Source organism: Micromonospora humida (genome assembly GCF_016901255.1).
Lineage (GTDB): Bacteria > Actinomycetota > Actinomycetes > Mycobacteriales > Micromonosporaceae > Micromonospora > Micromonospora wenchangensis.
Map to the genome: position 1 here is coordinate 235,898 of NZ_JAFEUC010000002.1, position 21,089 is coordinate 256,986.

The 21,089-nt window shown below is 74.2% G+C and carries 15 protein-coding genes and 2 pseudogenes; 10 read left to right on the forward strand and 7 right to left on the reverse strand.

The annotated features are described in order from the left end of the window. The 5 genes and pseudogenes from rpmF to JQX11_RS04965 all read left to right on the forward strand — a co-directional run bounded on the left by rpmF (nucleotide 1) and on the right by JQX11_RS04965 (nucleotide 5,638). The gene (gene rpmF / locus JQX11_RS04945; protein WP_088646032.1) at nucleotides 1-174 is read left to right on the forward strand and encodes a 50S ribosomal protein L32; all 174 of its coding nucleotides are present in this window, start codon (nucleotides 1-3) and stop codon (nucleotides 172-174) included. 135 nt (nucleotides 175-309) lie between these two features. Continuing rightward, a pseudogene (locus JQX11_RS04950) lies at nucleotides 310-1,254 on the forward strand (phosphate acyltransferase PlsX); the annotation flags it as partial. A gap of 149 nt (nucleotides 1,255-1,403) precedes the next feature. Further along, a pseudogene (gene rnc, locus JQX11_RS04955) lies at nucleotides 1,404-2,138 on the forward strand (ribonuclease III); the annotation flags it as partial. Nucleotides 2,139-2,337: 199 nt separating this feature from the next. Then, nucleotides 2,338-3,195, forward strand: coding sequence for a bifunctional DNA-formamidopyrimidine glycosylase/DNA-(apurinic or apyrimidinic site) lyase (gene mutM, locus JQX11_RS04960; protein ID WP_204923806.1), 858 nt, complete (start codon nucleotides 2,338-2,340; stop codon nucleotides 3,193-3,195). Nucleotides 3,196-3,418: 223 nt separating this feature from the next. Continuing rightward, nucleotides 3,419-5,638 (forward strand): MMPL family transporter, encoded by a 2,220-nt coding sequence (locus JQX11_RS04965; protein ID WP_204923807.1) that lies wholly within the window; start codon nucleotides 3,419-3,421, stop codon nucleotides 5,636-5,638. A gap of 96 nt (nucleotides 5,639-5,734) precedes the next feature. Here JQX11_RS04965 and JQX11_RS04970 read toward each other — a convergent pair whose 3' ends face one another. Further along, nucleotides 5,735-6,640 (reverse strand): endo alpha-1,4 polygalactosaminidase, encoded by a 906-nt coding sequence (locus JQX11_RS04970; RefSeq protein ID WP_204923808.1) that lies wholly within the window; start codon nucleotides 6,638-6,640, stop codon nucleotides 5,735-5,737. A 107-nt stretch (nucleotides 6,641-6,747) separates the two neighbouring features. After that, nucleotides 6,748-8,640: a CAP domain-containing protein gene (locus JQX11_RS04975; RefSeq protein WP_232377249.1), complete on the reverse strand. Its 1,893-nt coding sequence runs from the start codon at nucleotides 8,638-8,640 to the stop codon at nucleotides 6,748-6,750. A 308-nt stretch (nucleotides 8,641-8,948) separates the two neighbouring features. Between JQX11_RS04975 and JQX11_RS04980 the strand changes: the two genes are divergently transcribed. The 3 genes from JQX11_RS04980 (at nucleotide 8,949) to JQX11_RS04990 (ending at nucleotide 13,660) form a co-directional block, all read left to right on the forward strand. After that, a complete protein-coding gene (locus tag JQX11_RS04980; protein ID WP_067305353.1) occupies nucleotides 8,949-9,143 on the forward strand; it encodes a hypothetical protein in 195 nt (64 codons plus the stop codon). A 291-nt stretch (nucleotides 9,144-9,434) separates the two neighbouring features. Beyond that, entirely contained in the window at nucleotides 9,435-13,043 is a 3,609-nt protein-coding gene (smc, locus tag JQX11_RS04985) for a chromosome segregation protein SMC (protein WP_204923809.1), read from the forward strand. Further along, on the forward strand, nucleotides 13,043-13,660 hold the full coding sequence (locus JQX11_RS04990) for an HAD family hydrolase (protein ID WP_204923810.1): 618 nt from the start codon (nucleotides 13,043-13,045) through the stop codon (nucleotides 13,658-13,660). The genes smc and JQX11_RS04990 overlap by 1 nt, the downstream gene beginning before the upstream one ends. 28 nt (nucleotides 13,661-13,688) lie before the next feature. Here the strand turns inward: JQX11_RS04990 and JQX11_RS04995 are convergent, their stop codons facing one another. From JQX11_RS04995 to JQX11_RS05015, 5 genes are all read right to left on the reverse strand, one after another. Continuing rightward, nucleotides 13,689-14,210 (reverse strand): DinB family protein, encoded by a 522-nt coding sequence (locus JQX11_RS04995; protein WP_204923811.1) that lies wholly within the window; start codon nucleotides 14,208-14,210, stop codon nucleotides 13,689-13,691. Nucleotides 14,211-14,258: 48 nt separating this feature from the next. Beyond that, on the reverse strand, nucleotides 14,259-14,750 hold the full coding sequence (locus JQX11_RS05000; protein WP_307826065.1) for a universal stress protein: 492 nt from the start codon (nucleotides 14,748-14,750) through the stop codon (nucleotides 14,259-14,261). Beyond that, the gene (locus JQX11_RS05005) at nucleotides 14,747-16,366 is read right to left on the reverse strand and encodes an MDR family MFS transporter (protein ID WP_204923812.1); all 1,620 of its coding nucleotides are present in this window, start codon (nucleotides 16,364-16,366) and stop codon (nucleotides 14,747-14,749) included. The genes JQX11_RS05000 and JQX11_RS05005 overlap by 4 nt, the downstream gene beginning before the upstream one ends. Before the next feature lie 141 nt (nucleotides 16,367-16,507). After that, nucleotides 16,508-16,945, reverse strand: a complete 438-nt coding sequence (locus JQX11_RS05010) for a MarR family winged helix-turn-helix transcriptional regulator (RefSeq protein WP_307826066.1) — start codon at nucleotides 16,943-16,945, stop codon at nucleotides 16,508-16,510. Between the two features lie 24 nt (nucleotides 16,946-16,969). Beyond that, the gene (locus tag JQX11_RS05015) at nucleotides 16,970-18,682 is read right to left on the reverse strand and encodes an alkaline phosphatase D family protein (RefSeq protein WP_204923813.1); all 1,713 of its coding nucleotides are present in this window, start codon (nucleotides 18,680-18,682) and stop codon (nucleotides 16,970-16,972) included. Between the two features lie 148 nt (nucleotides 18,683-18,830). On the opposite strand from JQX11_RS05015, the gene ftsY reads away from it, so the two are divergent. Both ftsY and JQX11_RS05025 read left to right on the forward strand, forming a co-directional pair. Then, nucleotides 18,831-20,012 (forward strand): signal recognition particle-docking protein FtsY, encoded by a 1,182-nt coding sequence (gene ftsY, locus JQX11_RS05020; protein ID WP_204923814.1) that lies wholly within the window; start codon nucleotides 18,831-18,833, stop codon nucleotides 20,010-20,012. A 7-nt stretch (nucleotides 20,013-20,019) separates the two neighbouring features. Further along, nucleotides 20,020-20,883, forward strand: coding sequence for a phosphotransferase (locus tag JQX11_RS05025; RefSeq protein ID WP_204923815.1), 864 nt, complete (start codon nucleotides 20,020-20,022; stop codon nucleotides 20,881-20,883). Nucleotides 20,884-21,089 lie beyond the last annotated feature (206 nt).

Below are 21,089 nucleotides of genomic sequence, written 5' to 3' on the forward strand. Positions count from 1 at the left end.
GTGGCCGTCCCGAAGCGCAAGATGTCGCGCAGCAACACCCGGTCCCGCCGGGCGAACTGGAAGGCGGCTGTGGTCGCGACCGTGGCCTGCCCGCAGTGCAAGTCCCCCAAGCTGCCGCACGCGGCGTGCTCCGTCTGCGGCACGTACAACGGCCGCCAGGTTCTCGAGGTCTGACCTGGACGCCGAGTGACACCCCCGACCACGGGTCGGGTGGCGCGCGCACCCCGGCGATCGCCCGGTGCCCCGGCTCCCTCCGACGCCGGCCGGCCTGATCCGGCCGGCCCGGCGAGGGAGTCGGGCACCGCGCGGATCGCCGTTGACCTCCTCGGCGGGGACGATGCTCCCGCCGTCGTGGTTGACGGCGCTCTGCGGGCGGTGCGGGCCGACCCGGACCTGCACCTGCTGCTCGTCGGCCCGACCGAGGTCGCGGCCGGGGTGGTCGACGCCCTGACCCCGGCGCAACGGACCCGGATCACCATCCGCGCCACCCGGACCGCCGCCGGGCCGACCGAGCACGCGCCCCGCGCCGACAGCACCGTCCGGGCGGCCGTCTCCGCCGTCCGCGACGGCGCCGCCGACGCGCTCGTCTCCGCCGGGTCCACCGGCGCCACCGTCTCCGCCGCCGCCCTCGGCTTCGGCCGCTGGCCCGACGTGCGCCGGCCCGCGCTGGTGGCGACGCTCCCGGCCGTCTCCGGCCCGGTCGTCCTGCTCGACGTCGGCGGCTCCCTGGAACCCCGACCGGCCACCCTGGCCCGGCACGCCGTGCTCGGCGCGGCCTACGCCGCCGTCGCCCACGGCGTCGCCGCCCCCCGGGTCGGCCTGCTCTCGGTCGGCACCGAGGCCGGCAAGGGGGACCGCCCGCGCCGCACCGCCGACCCCCTGCTCGCCGCCACCGCGCTGCCCGGTGACGCCCGCTACGTCGGCCTGGTCGAGGGGTACGACGTGACGTCCGGCGTCCGCGCCGACGTGGTGGTCACCGACGGCTTCACCGGCAACATCCTGCTCAAGACCATCGAGGGGGCGTACGCGATGGCCGGGGGCCCACCGACCAGTGGTGGAGCGCCCCGGGCGGCGGCCCTGCTCGGGGTCGCCGGAACGGTGGTGGTCTGCCACGGCGCGGCGACCCCGGACGACGTCGCCTCCGGTATCGCCCTGGCCGCCCACCTCTGGCGTCGCCAGGCCACCGAGCAGGTCCGGGAGCAGGTCGCGCTCCTTCCCGCAGGTGACGGCACCGACCCGGAGCGGGAGGACACCCCCACCCGTTCCGTCGCCGACCGGGCCGACGAGGTGACCGGGAACACCGGACCCACGCCGGCCGGCCCGACGGTCCAGAACGCACCCGCCGCCCGGCACCCGGGTCATCCGCCCGCGTACCCCGGCGGGACCGAAGCAGAGGTAGGAACATGAGCAACGACAAGCGGCGGCGTGCGCCCGTCAGCCACCTGGAGGCGGCGTTCGGGGTGACACTCGACGCCGAGCTGCTGGAGCGGGCGTTGACCCACCGGTCGTACGCGTACGAGAACGGCGGGCTGCCCACCAACGAGCGGTTGGAGTTCCTCGGCGACTCGGTGCTCGGCGTAGTGATCACCACGGCACTGTTCCGGAACCACCCCGACCTGCCCGAGGGGCAGTTGGCCAAGCTGCGGGCCAGCGTGGTCAACATGCGCGCCCTGGCCGACGTGGCCCGGGGCCTCGGCCCGGACGGGCTCGGCGCCTACCTGCTGCTCGGCAAGGGCGAGGAGACCACCGGCGGGCGGGACAAGGCGAGCATCCTCGCCGACACCCTGGAGGCGCTGCTCGGCGCGATCTACCTCCAGCACGGGCTGGACACCGCGGCGGTCGTCATCCACCGGCTGTTCGACCCGCTGATGGCCGAGTCGGCGGGCCGGGGCGCGGCGCTGGACTGGAAGACCAGCCTCCAGGAGTTGACCGCCGCGCTCGGCCTGGGGGTGCCCGAGTACCGGATCGAGGGCACCGGCCCGGACCACCTCAAGACCTTCACCGCCTGGGTGGTGGTGGCCGGCAACCGCTACGGCGGGTCGGAGGGCCGCAGCAAGAAGGAGGCCGAGCAGCGGGCCGCCGAGGCGGCCTGGCGGGAACTCACCGCGCAGGCCGAGCGGGACCGGGCCGGCACCGGGCCGGACGAGCAGGACCGGGCCGGCACCGGGCCGGACGACGCCGACGCGACGCCCGGGTCCGCCCCAGCCGCCCCAGCCGGGTCCACCGACGACAGCCCGGCCGGGTCCACCGGCGGCCCGGTCGGGGCCGCCGGCGACGGGCCGGCCGCCGACGCGGTGGTCCCGACGGCGGACGAGACCGCCGAGGCGGGACTGGGCCGTGCCTGAGCTGCCCGAGGTCGAGACCGTACGGCAGGGGCTGGCCCAGTGGGTCACCGGCCGGCGGATCTCGACGGTGGAGGTGCGCCACCCCCGGGCCGTGCGACGCCACCCACCCGGCCCGGCGCACTTCGCCGACGTGCTCGCCGGCCGGACGGTGACCGACGTGCGGCGGCGCGGCAAGTACCTCTGGCTGCCGCTGGACAGCGGGGACGCCCTCGTCGGCCACCTGGGCATGTCGGGGCAACTGCTGCTCCAGCCGGCCGAGGCGGCCGACGAGCTGCACCTGCGGGTCCGGTTCCGGTTCGCCGACGACGGCCCGCAACTGCGCTTCGTCGACCAGCGGACGTTCGGCGGGCTCGCGGTCAGCGAGGGCGGCGCCGAACTGCCCGCCGAGATCGCCCACATCGCCCGCGACCCGATGGACCCGGAGTTCTCCGACCCGGGGTTCGTCGCCGCGCTGCGCCGCCGGCGTACCGAGGTCAAGCGGGCCCTGCTGGACCAGACGCTGCTGTCCGGGGTGGGCAACATCTACGCCGACGAGGCGCTGTGGCGGGCCCGGCTGCACGGTGCCCGCCCCACCGACGCGCTGACCGCCCCCGCCGCGGGTCGGCTGCTCGGGCACGTGCGGGACGTCCTCGGCGAGGCGATCACGCAGGGCGGCACCAGCTTCGACGACCTGTACGTCAACGTCAACGGGGAGAGCGGCTACTTCGACAGGTCGCTGAACGTCTACGGCCGGGAGGGTGAGCCCTGCCGGCGGTGCGGCGCACCGATCCGCCGGGAGGCGTTCATGAACCGGTCGTCGTACAGCTGCCCCCGCTGTCAGCCCCGCCCCCGGGGTGCCCTCAGGGGCTGACCCCGAGCCGGTTCGGGGTTGCGCCGGTGTGCCGCGCCGCCGCCACCCCGGGCCGCCGCCGGATTTTCCCCGATCCACCCGATCGGTCTTCCCGGTCGCCCCGACCCGACCGCTGCCGCGTCCTCGGGGGCGGGCCGGGGCCGTTCCCCGATGTGCCCCGGCGTCGCCGTCCCTAGCGTCAGCACGGTCGGCAGGGTGCCGGCGGGAAGGGGGCCCGACTCAGATGGGCGGCAGACCGGTGACGGTGCGGTTGGCACGGTGGAGCGCGGAGCACCCGTGGCGCGCGATCGCGCTCTGGGTGGTCTTCGTGGCGGTGTGCTTCGTCGGGGGCAACGCCGCCGGCCTGAACGAGGCCACCCAGGCCGACCAGGCGATCGGCGAGTCCGGTCACGCCGACGTGATCGTCACCTCGGGCGAGTTCACCGACCCGGCGGTGGAGAACATCCTGATCACCCCGCGTACCGGCACCCTGGACCGGGCCGCCGCGCAGGCCGCCGCGACCGACGCGGCCGACCGGCTGCGGCAGGTCACCGGGGTGGCGTCGGTGGGCGAGCCGGTCCCGTCGCGCGACGGTGCCGCGTTGCTGATGCCGGTCACCATGGCCGGCGACCCGGAGACCGCCGCGGACCGGGTGCAGCCGCTGCGTGACGCCACCGCCGCCGCCCAGGCCGCCCACCCGCAGCTGCGGATCGAGCAGGTCGGCGGCCCGTCGATCAACCAGGCGCTGGACGATACCCTGGGCCGGGACTTCAAGCGGGCCGAGCTGCTCAGCCTGCCGGTCACCCTGGCCATCCTGATCGTCGCGTTCGGCGCGCTGATCGCCGCCGGGGTGCCGGTGCTGCTGGCGCTCTCCTCGGTGGCCGCCGCGATGGGGTTGTCCACCCTCGCCTCCCACCTGGTGCCCGCCACGGACACCACCTCCAGCGTGATCCTGCTGATCGGGATGGCCGTCGGGGTGGACTACTCGCTGTTCTACGTCCGACGGGAACGCGAGGAACGGGCCAAGGGCCGGTCCGGGTTGGACGCGGTGGAGATCGCCGCCGAGACGTCCGGGCACGCCGTGGTCGTCTCCGGCTTCGCGGTGATCATCTCGATGGCCGGCCTGATGCTCGCCGACGACGTGGTCTTCTCCTCCCTCGCCGTCGGCTCGATCCTGGTGGTCGCCGTCGCGGTGACCGGCTCGCTGACCGTGCTGCCGGCGCTGCTGGCCAAGCTGGGCCGCTGGGTGGACCGCCCCCGGGTGCCGCTGCTGTGGCGGCTCACCGCGCCCCGCGCCGGCCGGCACGGGCAGCCGGTCCGGCCCCGGTTCTGGCCGGCGGTGCTGCGGCCCGCGCTGCGCGCGCCCCGGGCCACCCTGATCGTCTCGGTGGGGTTGCTGCTCGCCCTGGCCGCCCCGGCGCTCGGGATGAAGCTGAAGTTCCCCGGCATGGAGGACCTGCCCCGGACCACCCCGGCGATGCAGGCGTACGACCGGCTGACCGCCGCCTTCCCGAGCACCGGCACCAGCCACACGGTCGCCGTACGGGCCCCCGCCGACCAGGCCGACCAGGTGCGCGCCGCCCTGACCGGGCTGGCCCACACCGCCGCCGCCGACCCGCTGTTCGCCCCGGCCGAGGCGGACGGCCCGAAGATCGAGGTGTCGGCCGACCGCCGGGTGTCGGTGCTGGAGGTGGCCACCCCGTACGCCAGTCGGGACGACCGGTCGGTGCGTTCCCTGCACGAACTCCGCGACGACCTGCTGCCCGCCGCGATGCGCGGCATCCCCGGCGTCGAGTACGCCGTCGGCGGCGGGGTGGCCGCCAGCGAGGACTACGCCCGGCACATCCGGGAGAAGCTGCCGCTGGTGATGGCGTTCGTGCTGGCGCTGACCTTCCTGGTGATGACCTGGACGTTCCGGTCGGTGGTGGTCGCCCTCACCTCGATCCTGCTCAACCTGCTCTCCGCCGGGGCCGCCTACGGCCTGCTGGTGCTGGTCTTCCAGGGCGAGTGGGCGCAGGACCTGCTCGGCTTCACCTCGATGGGCGCGATCGTCTCCTGGCTGCCGCTGTTCCTGTTCGTGGTGCTCTTCGGGCTCTCCATGGACTACCACGTCTTCGTGGTCAGCCGGATCAGGGAGGGCATCCGGGGCGGCCGGTCCAACGCCGACGCGGTCGCCTACGGCATCACCTCCTCGGCCGGGGTGGTGACCAGCGCGGCGATCGTGATGGTCGCGGTGTTCGCGATCTTCGCCTCGCTCAGCACGATCGACATGAAGCAGCTCGGCATCGGGTTGGCCGCGGCGATCCTGCTGGACGCCACGATCATCCGGGCGGTGGTGCTGCCGTCGGTGATGACCCTGCTCGGCGAGGCCAACTGGTGGGCCCCCCGGTTCCTGCGTCGCCGCGACCGGCCCGCCGTCACCCCACCGGCCGAACCGACGCCGGAGCTGGTCGGGGCGCACTGACCGGCCGACGGACCCGCCGCCGGTGACCGCCCGCCCGGGTGGTGCAGCGCCGTGGCCGGCGGCACGGGTGACCCGGACCGCACCGCGCGGTCCGGGTCACCGCGGTGTGCCGGGGACCGGCCCGGCAACGGTGGGGCAGGGCACCCGCCAGGCGTCCAGGATGCGGTTCTTACGGATCGAGGCGAAGCCGTAGCCGACGGTCGTCACGCAGAACCGCGCCGGGTCACCGGCGTACTCGACCTGGAAGACCGGCTTGCCCGCGTCGGCGAAGGGGAGCAGCCGGGCGCAGCGGCGCAACCGGACGCACTCCTCGTCGACCGCGAAGTCGAAGTCCGGCGCCAGGGCGGCCACCTGATCGACGTCGCCGACCAGGCCGGGGGAGAGGTCCAGGGATCGGGCCAGCCCGGCCGTGCGCCGGTTGAACAGCAGTTGATCGTCGAAGCCGAGCGGGAAGCCCGACCGGTGGGCGTACCCGTCGGCGTCGACGAGGGCCACCGCGCCGAACCCCTTGCCCCGGCAGAGCCGGAACCGGTCGGCCAGGACGGGCCGCAGCACGTCCCACCGCCGCACGTCCACCCACCGGGTGCCGGGCCGCCCGGCGGCAGCGCCGCGCACCGCCGCCGGGTACCGGGCGGCGTCCGGGTCCGTCCCCGCGTACGTCCCGACGGGCACGTGACAGATCAGCCGCCGGTCGCGCCGACGCAGCGCCCCGGTCTCGGCGGTGCTCACCCGCACCGGGTCGAGCAGGACGACGTCGGCGTCGACGGTGGTGTCGACCGGGCCGGTAAGCTGCCACTGCCACCGCCACTGCCGGGCCGCCCCGGGCGGCCAGGGGGTCGGTGCGCCGGGTGGCCCGAGGTCGGGACGGCAGGCGTACACCGGGGTCAGCAGGGCGAGTGCCAGCGTGGCCGGCAGCACCCGGCGGGCCGGGTGGCGGCGCGGTGGCCGGGTGGGCAGCGGCGACCCGCCGCGCGTCGCGGACGCTGACGGCCGGATGCGCATCGGCGGCTCCCGGGTCCCGTGCGGTACGCCGCACGCCTCACCCGGTCCAACGAGAAGCCCCCGGCGACGACGCGGTCACGTCGTCGCCGGGGGCCGGCCGTCCCCGGTCAGCGCGGGGCGGCGAAGTCCTGCGTCCAGTACGGCCCGTTGCCGTTGGCCACCCCGACGCCGATCTCGGTGAACGCGCAGTTGAGGATGTTGGCCCGGTGACCGGGACTGTTCATCCAGGCGTCCATCACCGCGGCCGGGGTCTGCTGGTTCCAGGCGACGTTCTCGCCGTAGGTGCGCCAGGCGTAGCCGGCCCGGTCCAGCCGCTGCCCGGCGTTGCTGCCGTCGCTGCCGGTGTGCGTCATGGTCTTGTGGTCGGCCTGGTCCTGGCTGTGCTGCTGGGCGGCGAGGGTCAGCTTGGCGTCGACGGTGACGGCCGCGCAGCCGGCCTTGGCACGCTCGGCGTTGACCAGGTCGACGACCTGCTGGGTCTGGCTGCCCCCACCGCCGCCGCTGACCGCAGCCCGGGTGGTGGGGGGCGCTGCCGGGGCCACGGTGCCGGCGCCGCCCCGGGCGGTCTGCCGCGACGCCGCCTGGGTCCGGCTCGGGGTGGGCGTCGGCGTGGCGGTCCGGCTCGGTGACGGGCTCGCCGACGTCGGTGACGGGCTCGGCGACGCGCCGGGGGAGGCCGGGGCGCTGCTACTCGGGGCGGTGTCGGTGATGACGGGCGCGGTGGCCACCGGCTCGTCGAGGGCGGCCCGGTCGGTGTTCCCGTCGTCGGGCAGCAGCACCGCGCCGATGCCGAGGCTCACCACGAGGGTCGCCGCCGCGGCGGCACCGCCGATGAGCACCGGGCGTCGCGACCGCCGCCGGGTACGACCGGTCGCGGCCAGCCCGTCGACCGGTCCGACCGTCGGGGTGGCTGCGGTGGCGTCCCGCAGGTCGGCGCGCACCGGCCCGACGGCGGCCGGGTACGTCTGCCGCCCGTCGTGTCCGGCCGGCGCGTCGGCCCGGGGGTCGTCCGGCCCGGCGGCCCGGTCCACCCCGTCGTGCCACGGCCCGGCCTGTGGCTGGGCCCACCGGTCGGCCCCGTCACCGGGCCACGACCCGCCCTGCCGGTCCGGCCACGGCTCCTGCCGGTCCGGCCCGGCGGCCGGCTGGCCCTGCCACGTGCCGGCCGGGTCGTCCTGCCCGCCCTGCCACGGGTGTTCCGGCTCGCCGTGCCCGGCCGGCCAGCTGCGGGGCTGCCCGTCCTGCCAGGAGGCGGCCTGCTCGTCCGGCCACCGGCCGGCCCGGTCGTCCCGCGCGCTCTGCCAGGCCCCGGCCCGGTCGGCCTGCTCGTCCGGCCACGGTCCGGTCCGGCCGTCCTGCCATGCGCCGGTCTGGTTGCCCTGCCATGCGCCGGCTGGGTCGCCCTGCCATGCGCCGGCTGGGTCGCCCTGCCATGCGCCGGCTGGGTCGCCCTGCCATGCGCCGGCTGGGTCGCCCTGCCACTCGCCGGTCCGGTCGTCCTGCCACGTTCCGGCCGGTTCGTCCCGATCGGCCGACCACCGCTCGGCCTGCCATGCGTTTTCCTGGTGGGCGGCGTTCCGGTCGTCCTGGTGGGCGGCGGTCTGCTCGGCGGCGTCCCACTGCCCGGCGGGCCCGGCGTTCCAGCGGCCGGTGGGTGCGTCCTGCCACCCGGTCTGCTCGCCCTGCCACGGCTGACCGGCCGGCGCGTCGGCCCACCGGTCGGCGGCAGGGGGCGGGGTGCCCCCGGCGGGCCCGGTCGCGGCGTCCGCCCCGGCGGGGCCCGGCTGCGCCGGTGCGTCCGCGGCCGGGTCGTCGCCGAAGAGGTACGCCGAGCGGGGGGCGGGGCGGTCGGTCAGCCAGGCCGGGTCGTCCGTCGACGGCTGCGGCCGTCGGTATGCGGCGTCCGGGTCGTTCGGGTCGGTCCAGCCGTACACGCCTGTCGCCTCCACGGGTCGCTTGCGGGCCGGGGTGACGCTACGGCGGCCACGGAACAGCGGCAATGTGGCTAAGGAAGAGTTAAGGAGGGACGACCGTCCAGGGTCACCGTACCTGTCCGGGAAGGCGTAGAGTCAAGGAGTCCGGACAGAGAGTGTCCGAGCCTTGCGGCCCCCTCAGCAAGTGCACAGGGCAGACGTGGAGATGATCTACGGCCTGCGAGAACTTGACGAACGAGGGGTTATCGCTCAATATGTAGGTGTCGCCAGTCGCGCCCAGCCACGCCCGGATTTCGATGGCCTGGTAGTAGTCGCGAACACGAAATGGGCGCGCGTTGGCCGGCTTTTCCGGCAGCGCATATCAAGGAGTCAGCATGGCGAAGGCCCTCTACGGCCACGTAGGTGCAGCGCCCGACCGGCGTCTGCTCGACGAGGTCACCCGACTGCGTTCCAGGGTCCAGGCCCTGGAGTTCGAGATCACGCGCCTGCGTGCCGACAACGATCGGCTCGCGGCGGCTGCGGCGGAGGTGGACGACCTCCTCCGGCTGGCCGAGCCGGCGCTCACCTGATCGTCGGGTACGCAGAAAACTGAACAGCACCACCGCGAAAAAGCGCGCCGACACTTTCGTGCCGGCGCGCAGTGCTGTCCGCCACATATTCCTCCGCTCACCAATTCACGATCTTGCGAACCGATGTGGCGTGGGCCACCCCGATCAATTCCACCCCCCGCACGGCGGTCGGCCGGCGGTGCCGGGGCGGGTCGCGTGCCGGTCGCCGCGTACCCACGGGTTAGTCTGCGGGTTCACCAGGTCCGCGCAGCCCGCGACGCCTGCGGTGGCCACCGGACGAGGATCGGACAGGTGCATCTCAAGAGTCTGACGGTGAAGGGGTTCAAGTCCTTCGCCTCCGCCACGACGTTGAAGCTGGAGCCCGGGATCACCTGCGTGGTCGGCCCGAACGGCTCCGGCAAGTCCAACGTCGTCGACGCGATCGCCTGGGTGCTGGGCGAGCAGGGCGCCAAGGCGCTGCGCGGCGGCAAGATGGAGGACGTCATCTTCGCCGGCACCGCCGGGCGGGCGCCGCTGGGCCGGGCCGAGGTCACCCTCACCATCGACAACACCGACGGCGCGCTGCCGATCGAGTACACCGAGGTCTCCATCACCCGCCGGATGTTCCGCTCCGGCGAGAGCGAGTACGAGATCAACGGCGACTCCTGCCGGCTGCTCGACATCCAGGAGCTGCTCAGCGACTCGGGCATCGGCCGGGAGATGCACATCATCGTCGGCCAGGGCCGGCTCGACGGCATGCTGCACGCCAAGCCGGAGGACCGCCGCTCGTTCATCGAGGAGGCGGCCGGGGTCCTCAAGCACCGCAAGCGCAAGGAGAAGGCGCTGCGGAAGCTCGACGCGATGCAGACGAACCTCAACCGGCTGACCGACCTCACCGCCGAGCTGCGCCGTCAGCTCAAGCCGCTGGGCCGACAGGCCGAGGTGGCCCGCCGGGCCGCCGCCATCCAGGCCAACCTGCGCGACGCCCGGCTCCGGCTGCTCGCCGACGACCTGCACACCCTGCGGGCCACCCTCGACAAGGAGATCGCCGACGAGACGGCGCTGCGCCAGCGGCGCGAACAGATCGAGGGCGAACACGCCGAGGTCCAGGGCCGCCTCGGCGAGTTGGAGGCCGCGCTCGCCGAGGACGCGCCGCTGCTCGCCGCCGCCCAGGACACCTGGTACAAGCTCTCCGCGCTCTCCGAACGGTTCCGCTCGGTGGAGCAGGTGGCCCGGGAACGGCTGCGCCACCTCAGCGCCACCGGCGACGACGAGCGCCCCGGCCGCGACCCCGACCAGTTGGAGGCCGAGTCGCAGCGGGTCCGCGAGCAGGAGGAGGAGCTGCGCGCGGCGCTCACCGACGACCAGATCCGGCTCGCCGAGGCCGTCGAGCATCGGCAGGAGCTGGAACGCCAGCTCGCCGCCGCCGAACGGGAACTGGTCGCCGCCGCCAAGGCGATCGCCGACCGGCGGGAGGGGCTGGCCCGGCTGACCGGGCAGGTGAACTCGGCGCAGGCGCGGACCACCAGCGCCGGTGAGGAGATCGAGCGGCTCGCCGCCGCCCACGCCGACGCCCTGGCCCGCGCCGACCAGGCCCAGGCCGAGCTGGACGCGGTCGCCGAACAGTCCACCGAGGCCGACCGGGACAACGCCGAACTGGACGACCGGCACGCCGAGGCGGTGGCCGCCCACGAGCGGGCGCAGGCCACCGTCCGGGCGCTGGCCGACACCGAGCGGGCCGCCGAGAAGGACGCCGCGACGTGGAAGGCCCGCGAGGAGGCGCTCGCCCTGGGGCTGCGCCGCAAGGACGGTGCCGGGGCGCTGCTCGCCCGCGCCGACGAGGTGCCCGGCCTGCTGGGCAGCCTGGCCGGGTTGCTCACCGTCGCCGCCGGCCACGAGGCGGCGCTCGCCGCAGCGCTCGGCGGGCTGGCCGACGCGGTCGCGGTCACCGGTGTCGACGAGGCCGTCGAGGCGATGCGGCTGCTGAAGATCTCCGATGCCGGCCGGGCCGGCCTGCTGGTCGGCAGCCCCGCCGGCCCCGGCATGACCGGCTCCGCCGACGCGCTGCGCCCCCGGCTCCCGGAGACCGCCCGGTGGGCACCGGACCTGGTGGAGTGCGCCCCCGAGCTGCGTCCCGCCGTACACCGGGCGCTGCGCGACGTGGCACTGGTCGACGACCTCGCCGCCGCCGCCGAGCTGGTCGCGGGCAACCCGGAGCTGCGCGCGGTCACCCCGGACGGCGACGTGGTCGGGGCGTACGCGGCGGCCGGCGGGTCGGCCAAGGCAGCGAGCTTCATCGAGGTGCAGGCCGCCGTGGAGGAGGCCCGCACCAACCGGCTCACCGCCGAACGGACGGCCGCCGAGCTGCGCGAACAACTCGTCGATGCCCGGGCCGAGGTGGCCGCCGCGAAGGAGGCGGTGCAGCACGCCGCCGCCGCCAAGCGGGAGGCGGAGAGCCACCGCAACGCCGCCGCTCGTCGGCTGGCCGAGCTGGGCGCGGCGGCCCGGTCGGCGAAGGCGGAGACCGACCGGCTCGGCGAGAGCCGGTCCCGCGCCGAGGCGGCCCGGGAACGCGACCTGGCCGCCCTCGCCGAGCTGGCGGAGCGGCTGCGGCTGGCCGAGGACACCCCGATCGACGCGGAACCCTCCACCGAGGAACGGGACCAGCTCGCCGCAATGGTGCCCCGGGCCCGGCAGAACGAGATGGAGGTCCGCCTCGCGGTGCGTACCGCCGAGGAGCGGGTCGCCTCGATCGCCGGCCGGGCCGACTCGCTGGCCCGGCAGGCCTCCGCCGAACGGGCGGCCCGGGAGCGGGCGGCGGCCCGGCGGGCGGCCCGGACCCGGGGCGCGGCGATCGCCCGCGCCGTGGTCGGTGGGGCCCGCGAGGCGCTGACCCGGCTCGGCACCTCCATCGCGCGGGCCGAGGAGCACCGCGACGCGGTCGCCCGCGAACGCGCCGCCCGGGAGGCCGAACTCCAGGAGGTACGCGGCGCGGCGAAGCGGCTCGGCGCGGAGCTGGAGCGGCTGACCAGCCAGGTGCACCGGGACGAGGTGGCCCGGGCCGAGCAGCGGCTGCGCATCGAGCAGTTGGAGGCCAAGGCCGCCGAGGACTTCGGCCTGGACGTGGAGACCCTGGTCGCCGAGTACGGCCCGACCCAGCCCGTGCCGCCGACCCCGGTGGACGTGGCGGCGGCCGAACGCGACGGCCTGCCGGTGCCGGAGCCGGTCCGTTACGAGCGGCCGGTGCAGGAGAAGCGGGCCGCCAAGGCGGAACGGGAACTGGCCCTGCTCGGCAAGGTCAACCCGCTCGCGTTGGAGGAGTTCGCCGCCCTGGAGGAGCGCTTCAAGTTCCTCTCCGAGCAGCTGGAGGACCTCAAGGCCACCCGGCGTGACCTGCTCACCGTGGTCAAGGACGTCGACGAGCGCATCCTGGAGGTCTTCGCCAGCGCGTTCGCCGACACGGCCCGCGAGTTCGAGCAGGTCTTCACGGTGCTCTTCCCCGGTGGCGAGGGCCGGTTGATCCTCACCGAGCCGGACGACCTGCTCACCACCGGTGTGGAGGTGGAGGCCCGGCCGCCCGGCAAGAAGATCAAACGGCTGTCGCTGCTCTCCGGCGGCGAGCGGTCGCTGACCGCCGTGGCGATGCTGGTGGCGATCTTCCGGGCCCGGCCCAGCCCGTTCTACATCATGGACGAGGTGGAGGCGGCCCTCGACGACGTCAACCTGGGCCGGTTGATCACCCTGATGGCCCAGTTGCGGGAGAAGAGCCAGCTGATCGTCATCACCCACCAGAAACGGACCATGGAGATCGCCGACGCGCTCTACGGCGTGACCATGCGCAGCGGGGTCACCCAGGTGATCAGCCAACGGCTCAACCGGACCGACGCCGAGCGGTCCGACGGACACGAGGAGAATCAGTAGTGGCACGGGAACGGCCGACGGCGCTCCTGCTCGACTTCGACGGCGTACTGCGCCACTGGGACCCGGCGGTGGCCGCCGACATCGAACGGGAGTACGGCCTCGCCGCCGGGGTACTCGGCGAGATCGCCATGCACTGGGGGCGGCTGCAACCGGTGCTGACCGGGCAGGTCAGCCACGCCGACTGGATGTCCAGTGTGGTCGACGCGCTGAGCGAGTCGGTCGGCCCCCAGCGGGCGCGGGCGGCCGTGGAGCAGTGGCAGCGCTACCGGGGTGAGGTCGACGCCGACGTGCTGGCCCTCGTCCGCGAGGCGCGGGCCGCCGGCATCCGGGCCGGGCTGGGCACCAACGCCACCGACCTGCTCGACACCGACCTCGCCGAGCTGGGCCTGGTCGGCGAGCTGGACGTGGTGGTCAACTCCTCGGTCGTCGGGGTGCACAAGCCGGCGAAGGAGTACTTCCAGGCCGCCTGTGCCGCCCTGGAGACCCCGCCCGCCCGGGTGCTCTTCGTCGACGACGAGGACTGGGCGATCCGGGGGGCGCGGGCGGCCGGGCTGTCGGCGTACCGGTGGAGTGGGCCGGAGGGACTGCGCTACCTGCGGGCGGCGCTGGGGCTCTGACACCCGGCCGGGCCGGTCGGCGGCGGGGTCACTCGCCGGTGACCCCGTCGAGGCGTTCCCGGAGCAGGTCGGCGTGGCCGTTGTGCCGGGCGTACTCCTCGATCAGGTGCAAGTAGACCCAGCGCAGGCTGAAGGTCCGTTTCTTGGCGCCGACCTCGGTGAACGTCTCGTCGAGCGAGCGGCCGACGGTGGCGGCCCGGGCCAGGGTGACCTGCTCGTGGTAGGTGGCGAAGTCGGCCTCGGCGTCGGCGTGGGTCACGTCGAGGTCGGCGTCCGGGTTCTCGGGTGTGCCGTACGGGTAGTCGACCTGTTGCCCGGCGAAGTTCTCCCGGAACCACCAGGACTCCACCTCGCCCAGGTGGCGGACCAGGCCGAGCAGGGTCAGTGTCGACGGCTGCACGCTCGGGGTGCGCAACTGCTCGCCGGTCAGCCCGGCGCACTTGAGCAGCAGGGTCTGCCGGTGGTAGTCGAGCCAGCTCTCCAGCATGGCCCGCTCGTCGCCGACGGGAAGTTCAGGGGTCCGGGTGATCTCCGGTGCACGCCAGGTCATGCCGGCATCCTCGCCGACCGGTCCGACATTCCCCGGACCCCGCCCCGGTCAGGGGACGACGAGGACCGGCCAGCGGCCGGTGCGGACCAGGCGGGTGGCGACGGAACCGACCAGCCGGTGCCCGGCCTGCTCGGAGGAGCCGACCACCACCAGGTCCGCCCGGGACTCGTCGGCCGCCGCCCGCAGCTCGGCGTACGCGTCCCCGCGCCGGCACAGGAACGTCACCGGCAGCCCCAGTTCCTCCGCGCCTCGGCGGCACTCCTGCCGCAGCTCGTCGGCGAGTTCGTCGTGGGTCTGCTGGACCGCCCCGGCCACCACCCCCGGCATGAGGGAGACGTAGCCGGCCGGGGCGCTGACGAAGACCACCACCAGCCCGGCGCCCTGCCTGCGGGCCAGCCCCGCCGCGTACGACGCGGCACGTAGCGAGGTCCGGCTGCCGTCGACGCCGACCAGCACCACCCGGGGCCCGTCGGTGCCCCGCTCGAACTCCAGCGGGCGGGCCTGCGGGCCGTACTGCTCACGCTCGACGGGGATGCTCACCGGTCGGTCCCGGTGCGGACCACCGCCGCCCCGCCGCCCGCGGCGACGGCGGACTCCCGCGCGACGGTGTCGGTGACGGCGTCCCCGGTGTGCTGGCGCAGCGGGATCTCCTTGATGAAGATCACCGCGATCAGGGCGATCAGCCCGAACGGGGCGGCGGCCAGGAAGATGTCGCCGGCACCGTGGCCGTAGGCGCTCTCCACCACGATCCGGATCGGGCCCGGCAGGGTGTGCACGTCGGGCAGGACGCCGCCGCTGCCCGAGCCGGAGGCCGGGATGCCCAGGGCGGTGAGGCCGTCGGCGATGTAGTCCTTGACCCGGTGGCCGAGGACCGCGCCGAGCACGGACACGCCGACCGCGCCGCCGAGGCTGCGGAAGAACGCCACCACCGAGCTGGCCGCGCCGAGTTCGTGGGTGCTGACGGTGTTCTGCACGGCGAGGACGAGGTTCTGCATGGTCATGCCGAGCCCGAGGCCGATCAGCGCCATGTAGATGGCGAGGTGCCAGTACGGGGTGTCGTAGCGGATCGTGCCCATCAGCGCGAAGCCGGCGGTGAGCAGCGCGGAACCGGCGACCAGGTAGCGCTTCCAACGGCCGGTCCGGGTGATGATCCGGCCGACGACGACGGAGGAGACCAGCAGGCCGAGGATCATCGGCATGGTCATCAGGCCGGACATGGTCGGGCTCTCGCCCCGGCTGATCTGGAAGTACTGACCCAGGAAGACCGATGCGCCGAACATGCCCACGCCGACGGCGATGCTGGCGACGACGGCGAGGGTGATGGTGCGGTTGCGGAACAGCCGCGGCGGGATCATCGGCTCGCTGGCCCGGTTCTCCACCCGGATGGCGAGCGTGCCGAGCACGACCGCGCCGGTCACCATGACGGCGCTCTGCCAGGAGATCCAGTCGTACTTGTCGCCGGCCAGGGTGACCCAGATCAGCAGCAGCGACACAGCGGCGGTGATCAGGGTCGCGCCCCACCAGTCGATCTTCACCTGGCGCCTGACGACCGGCAGGTGCAGGGTCTTCTGGAGCACCACCAGGGCGGCGATGGCGAACGGCACGCCGACGTAGAAGCACCAGCGCCAGCCGAGCCAGGAGGTGTCGACGATGACGCCGCCGATCAGCGGGCCGCCGATGGTGCCGACGGCCATCACCGCGCCGAGGTAGCCGCTGTACCGGCCGCGCTCGCGGGGCGCGATCATCGTCGCCATGATCACCTGGGCCAGGGCGGTGAGGCCGCCGGCCCCGACGCCCTGGAGCACCCGGCAGGCGATGAGCTGTTCGGTGGACTGGGACAGCCCGGCCAGCACGGAGCCCAGCACGAAGATGGCCAGGGAGAGCTGGACCAGGATCTTCTTGCTGGTCAGGTCGGCGAGCTTGCCCCAGATCGGGGTGGTCGCGGTGGTCGCCAGCAGGGTCGAGGTGACCACCCAGGTGTAGGCGGACTGACCGCCCTTGAGCTCGGTGATGATCCGCGGCAGCGCGTTGGAGACGACCGTGGAGGAGAGGATCGCGACGAACATGCCCAGCAGCAGTCCGGAGAGGGCCTCCAGGATCTGCCGGTGGGTCATCTCGACGCCGGTCGCCCGGGTGGGCGCTGTCGCCTGGGTCATCGTCGCTGCCTCCGCTGGTGGTGAAAAGGGTGCCTCGGGCAACCGTAAGCGTTTGTTGCCTCAAGCAACAACCGGACGTGACGTGGCTCTATTCCCCCGGACCCGGGGCACGAGGCCGCCCGGCCCGGGGCGCGGCCGGGTTCAGAAGGTCTCGTTGAACCGGTGCATCAGGCGGGCGAACTCCTCGACGTCCCGCTTCGGCCAGGTCTCCATCGACCTGTTGATCTGGTCCATCCGGGCCGACCGGGCCGCGTCGAAGCGCCGGGTGCCCTCCTCGGTCAGCCGTAGCTGCGCCGCCCGCCGGTCGACCGGGTCCGGATCGCGGCGCACCAGGCCCAACGCCTCCAGCCCCTGGATCTGCCGGCTCAGCGTGCCCTTACCGATACCCAGCTCGGCGGCCAGGTCGGTCAACCGGGTCGACCCGGACCGGCGCAGCCACAGCAGCAGGCCGTACGCGTTGGGCTCCAGGTTGGGATGCACCTCCCGGGCGATCTCCCAGGACAGCGCCCGGCCCCGGCGGAGCAACGCGGTCAGTTCGTGCTCCAGCACGCGCAGTGTCTCCGGCAGATGATCGTCCACGGCACCGAGGGTACGTGGCGCGGGTCACTTCGCCGAGGAGAGCCGCTGCCGGGCCACCTCCCGCAGGTGCCCGTCGCTGGTGGTGCCCTCGATCAGCACCACCGCCTCCCGCCCGGTGTGGCGCAACGTGCTCACCGCGTTGCCGAAGTACGGGCCGGCGAGCTTCTTCCAGCGCACCGTCGGGCGGCGTACCCCGGCGGAGCGGGCCAGCGCCCGGGTGGCCGCCGCCGGCCCCGCGCTCCAACCCAGCTTCATCAGCGGGCGCATCGCCGCCGGCACCTGGTTGTGGATCGGGGAGCAGGTGAGCTGGTGCACCGGGGTGCGTACCGCCGGGTCGTCGAACCGGGCGCGGGCCACGTACGAGTGGTGCACGTCGCCGGAGAGCACGCTGATCGACGCCGGCGCCGGGTAGGCGGGCCCCGCGCCGACCCGGTCCCCGGTGCTGCCCGGCTCGCCACTGCCCAGCCGCACGAACAGCGCCCCGAGGGCGTCGAACGAGCGGCGGAACGCGGCCCAGTGCTCCAGGTCCAGCGCCCGGCGCAGCTTCTCGGCCAGCCCGGCGACCCACGGCCTGCCGGAGTCGGCCAGCTTCTCGTTCCACGCCTCCACGTGGTGGATGCCCGGCGGCAGAAGCCAGGGCAGCGACGCGCCGATCACCAGATGGTCGTAGACCCCGTGGGCCCGGTCCAGGAACCAGGACCACTCGCCGGCCGGCAGCATCGACCGGGCGCCCGGTTCGAGCACCCGGCTGCACCTGTTGTCCAGCATCACCAGCCGGGTGCGGCCCAGGTCCAGCGCGTAGCTCCACTGGTACTGCACGGCCCGCCAGCGCTCGGTGTCGTGCGCCTCGTCGGCCTCGGAGTCCACCCGCTCGCCGAACTCGCGCAGCACCGTGGTGGCGTCCTCGGCGGCGACCACCTTGGCGTAGAGCGGGTCGGCGGCGATCTCGTCCGGGGCGAGGTTGCCCAGGTGCTGGTAGACCCAGTAGGAGGCCAGGCCGCTGCGGATCCGCTCGGCCCACCAGGCCTGCTGGCGCATGTCGGCCCGCCACGACTTCGAGGTGTTCCAGTCGTCGATCACCTCGTGGTCGTCGAAGATCATCACGCTCGGCACGGTGGAGAGCAGCCAGCGGATCTCCGGGTCGCGCCACGACTCCAGGTAGAGCTTGGTGTACTCGTCGAAGCTGACCACCTGGTCGGCCGGGGCGTCCTTCGGCCGCCGCCGACGCCGCTTGAGCAGCCGCCGGACCGTGGGCGAGGTGACGTCGGCGTAGACCTGGTCACCGAGCAGCACCAGCAGGTCGGGCAGGTCGCCCGGGTCGGGCGCGGCCATCAGCCGCCGGGCGTACGCGTCCAGCGCGTCCGGGGGCAGCTTGCGGGTGGTGTTGTGCTGGGTGGTCTCCCGGCACGACCCGAAGATCAGGCTCACCGGCTGGTCCCGGTCGTCGGCCGCCCTGGTCCGGATCACGCTGGGCGGGAAGCCGTCGCGGGCCACCGGCCAGACCAGCTCGTCGTCGACCAGCACCTCGTAGGTGGTGGCGTGGTCCGGGGTCAGCCCCTCCACCACCACCAGCGCGTAGTGGTGCTCGTACGCGGAGAAGGTCGGCGCGGAGCCGGTGGCGCCGTCGGCCGTGCGGACGGTGACCACCGCGGGCCCGCTGGTCTCGACCCACACCGTCGCCCGGGTGTCGACGACCCGGCGCAGCAACGGGCCGATGAGCAGACGTGGCTCGGGCATGGGTGGCACCTCCGAGGAGAAGACGGTTCATCTCTGCTACCCCGTGGGCGGGTGGGTCACCCCCGGCAGCGGCGAGCGTACCCGCAGCTCGCCCGGGTCTGGAGGCGGTGAGTGGGACGCGGTCGTCGGCATCTGACAGGATTTCGGCATGACGGACTACCTCCTCGTCGCACTGGCCCTGCTCGGCGTGCTGATCCTCGGCGGCCTCGGCCTGGTCGTGCCCCGGCTGCGTCGGCGTGCCGCACCCCCGCTGCCGCAGACCGAGGTCGACACCCGGGCCGAGGAGGACCTGGCCGGGCCACCCGTCGAGGCGGCCGAATCCGACCTGTCCACCGGCGTGCTGGTCGAGCCGCCGGTGGCGACGGCCCCGCCGCTGGAGGTTCCCGAGCCGACCGCCGGCCGGCTGGTCCGGCTGCGGTCCCGGCTGGCCCGCTCGCAGAACGCCTTCGGCAAGGGCCTGCTCGGCCTGCTCGCCCGCGACCACCTCGACGAGGACGCCTGGGAGGAGATCGAGGACAGCCTGATCACCGCCGACGTCGGCATCGACGCCACCCGGGACATCGTCGACCGCCTCCGCGAGCGGACCCGGGTGCTCGGCACCCGCTCCGCCGGTGAGCTGCGCGACCTGCTCGCCACCGAGCTGGTCACCGCGCTCGACCCGGGCCTGGACCGGTCGCTGCGCACCACCGGCCGCGACGGCGTGCCGGCGGTGCTGCTGGTGGTCGGGGTCAACGGCGCGGGCAAGACCACCACCTGCGGCAAGATCGCCCGGGTGCTGGTCGCCGACGGACGCTCGGTCACCCTCGGCGCGGCCGACACCTTCCGGGCCGCCGCCGCCGACCAGCTGGAGACCTGGGGTGGCCGGGTGGGCGCCGAGACGGTTCGGGGCGCCGAGGGCGCCGACCCGGCCAGCGTGGCCTTCGACGCGGTCCGCCGGGGCATCGACGCCGGCACCGACACCGTGCTCATCGACACCGCCGGCCGGTTGCAGAACAAGATCGGCCTGATGGACGAGCTGGGCAAGGTCAAGCGGGTGGTGGAGAAGCACGGCCCGATCGACGAGACGCTGCTGATCCTGGACGCCACCACCGGGCAGAACGGGCTGGAACAGGCCCGGGTCTTCACCGAGGTGGTGAACGTGACAGGCGTGGTGCTGACCAAGCTCGACGGGACGGCCAAGGGCGGCATCGTGATCGCCGTCCAGCGCAAGCTCGGCATCCCGGTCAAGCTGGTCGGCCTCGGCGAGGGCGCGGACGATCTGGCCCCCTTCGACCCGGCGCAGTTCGTCGACGCGCTGCTCGGCACCGAGCCGCTCGCCCGGGACGCGTAACCTCGCGGTGAGCAACGACGATCGCGCGTACGCCGGGTGGCGTGACCCCCGCCATGCGGCGCCGGGCCTGGGGAGACCGTACGTGACCTCGCAGGAGATCCCGCTGCACGGCGGGAACGTGAGCACCGTCGTCCGGGTCGGCGACACCGTCCGACGCAACGCCGGCCCGTGGACGCCCTCGGTGCACGCCCTCCTGCGCCACCTGGAGTACGTCGGGTTCACCGGTGCTCCCCGGGCGCTGGGCATGGACGAGCGCAACCGGGAGGTGCTGTCCTACCTCGAAGGGGAGTGCGGGGAGTACCCGCTGGCCCCGCACTGGGTCACCGACGAGGCGCTGGTGACGGTGGCCACCATGCTCCGGATGTTCCACGACGCCCAGTACGGTTTCGCCCCGCCGCCCGGCGCGGTCTGGCGCTCGTTCGGGCCGCCGCCACCGGACACCGAGGTGATCTGCCACCACGACGCCGCCCCGCACAACGTGATCTGGCGGCCCGACGGCACCCTCGGCCTGATCGACTTCGACCTCGCCTCGCCCGGGGCCCGGATCTACGACGTGGCGTACGCGGCGTGGACCTGGGTGCCGATCTTCGCCGACCGGGACTCGATCACGCTCGGCTGGAAGCACCCGGACCGGCCGCGCCGGCTGCGGCTCTTCGCCGACGCGTACGGGCTGATTCCCCGGGACCGGCACCGGCTGATCCGGACCATCCGCAAGCGGATCGTCGACCACGTGGAGGGCATCCGGCGGATGGCGGCGGCGGGGGAGCCGGCGTTCGTCCGGATCGTGCACAAGGGTCACCTCCGTCGCCCGATGCGCGATCTGCGCCTGCTCGACTACGAACGGCACACCCTGGAGTACGCCCTGCGCTGACGACCGCAACGGGGAAAGAGTGGCCGTTCGTTGCCGGAACGGCCACTCTTTCGTATCCGGAGTTTCATGATCGAGGTTCTTCACACGCCGGAAACAACCCGTCACGTGTCGGAAATCGAGGGGTGTCGGTCCAGGAAACAGCAGCCGGCCAAGCTTCCGCGCAACCGGCGTACGGGCGACGCTGCCCCGGAAGCCGCGAAGGAGGG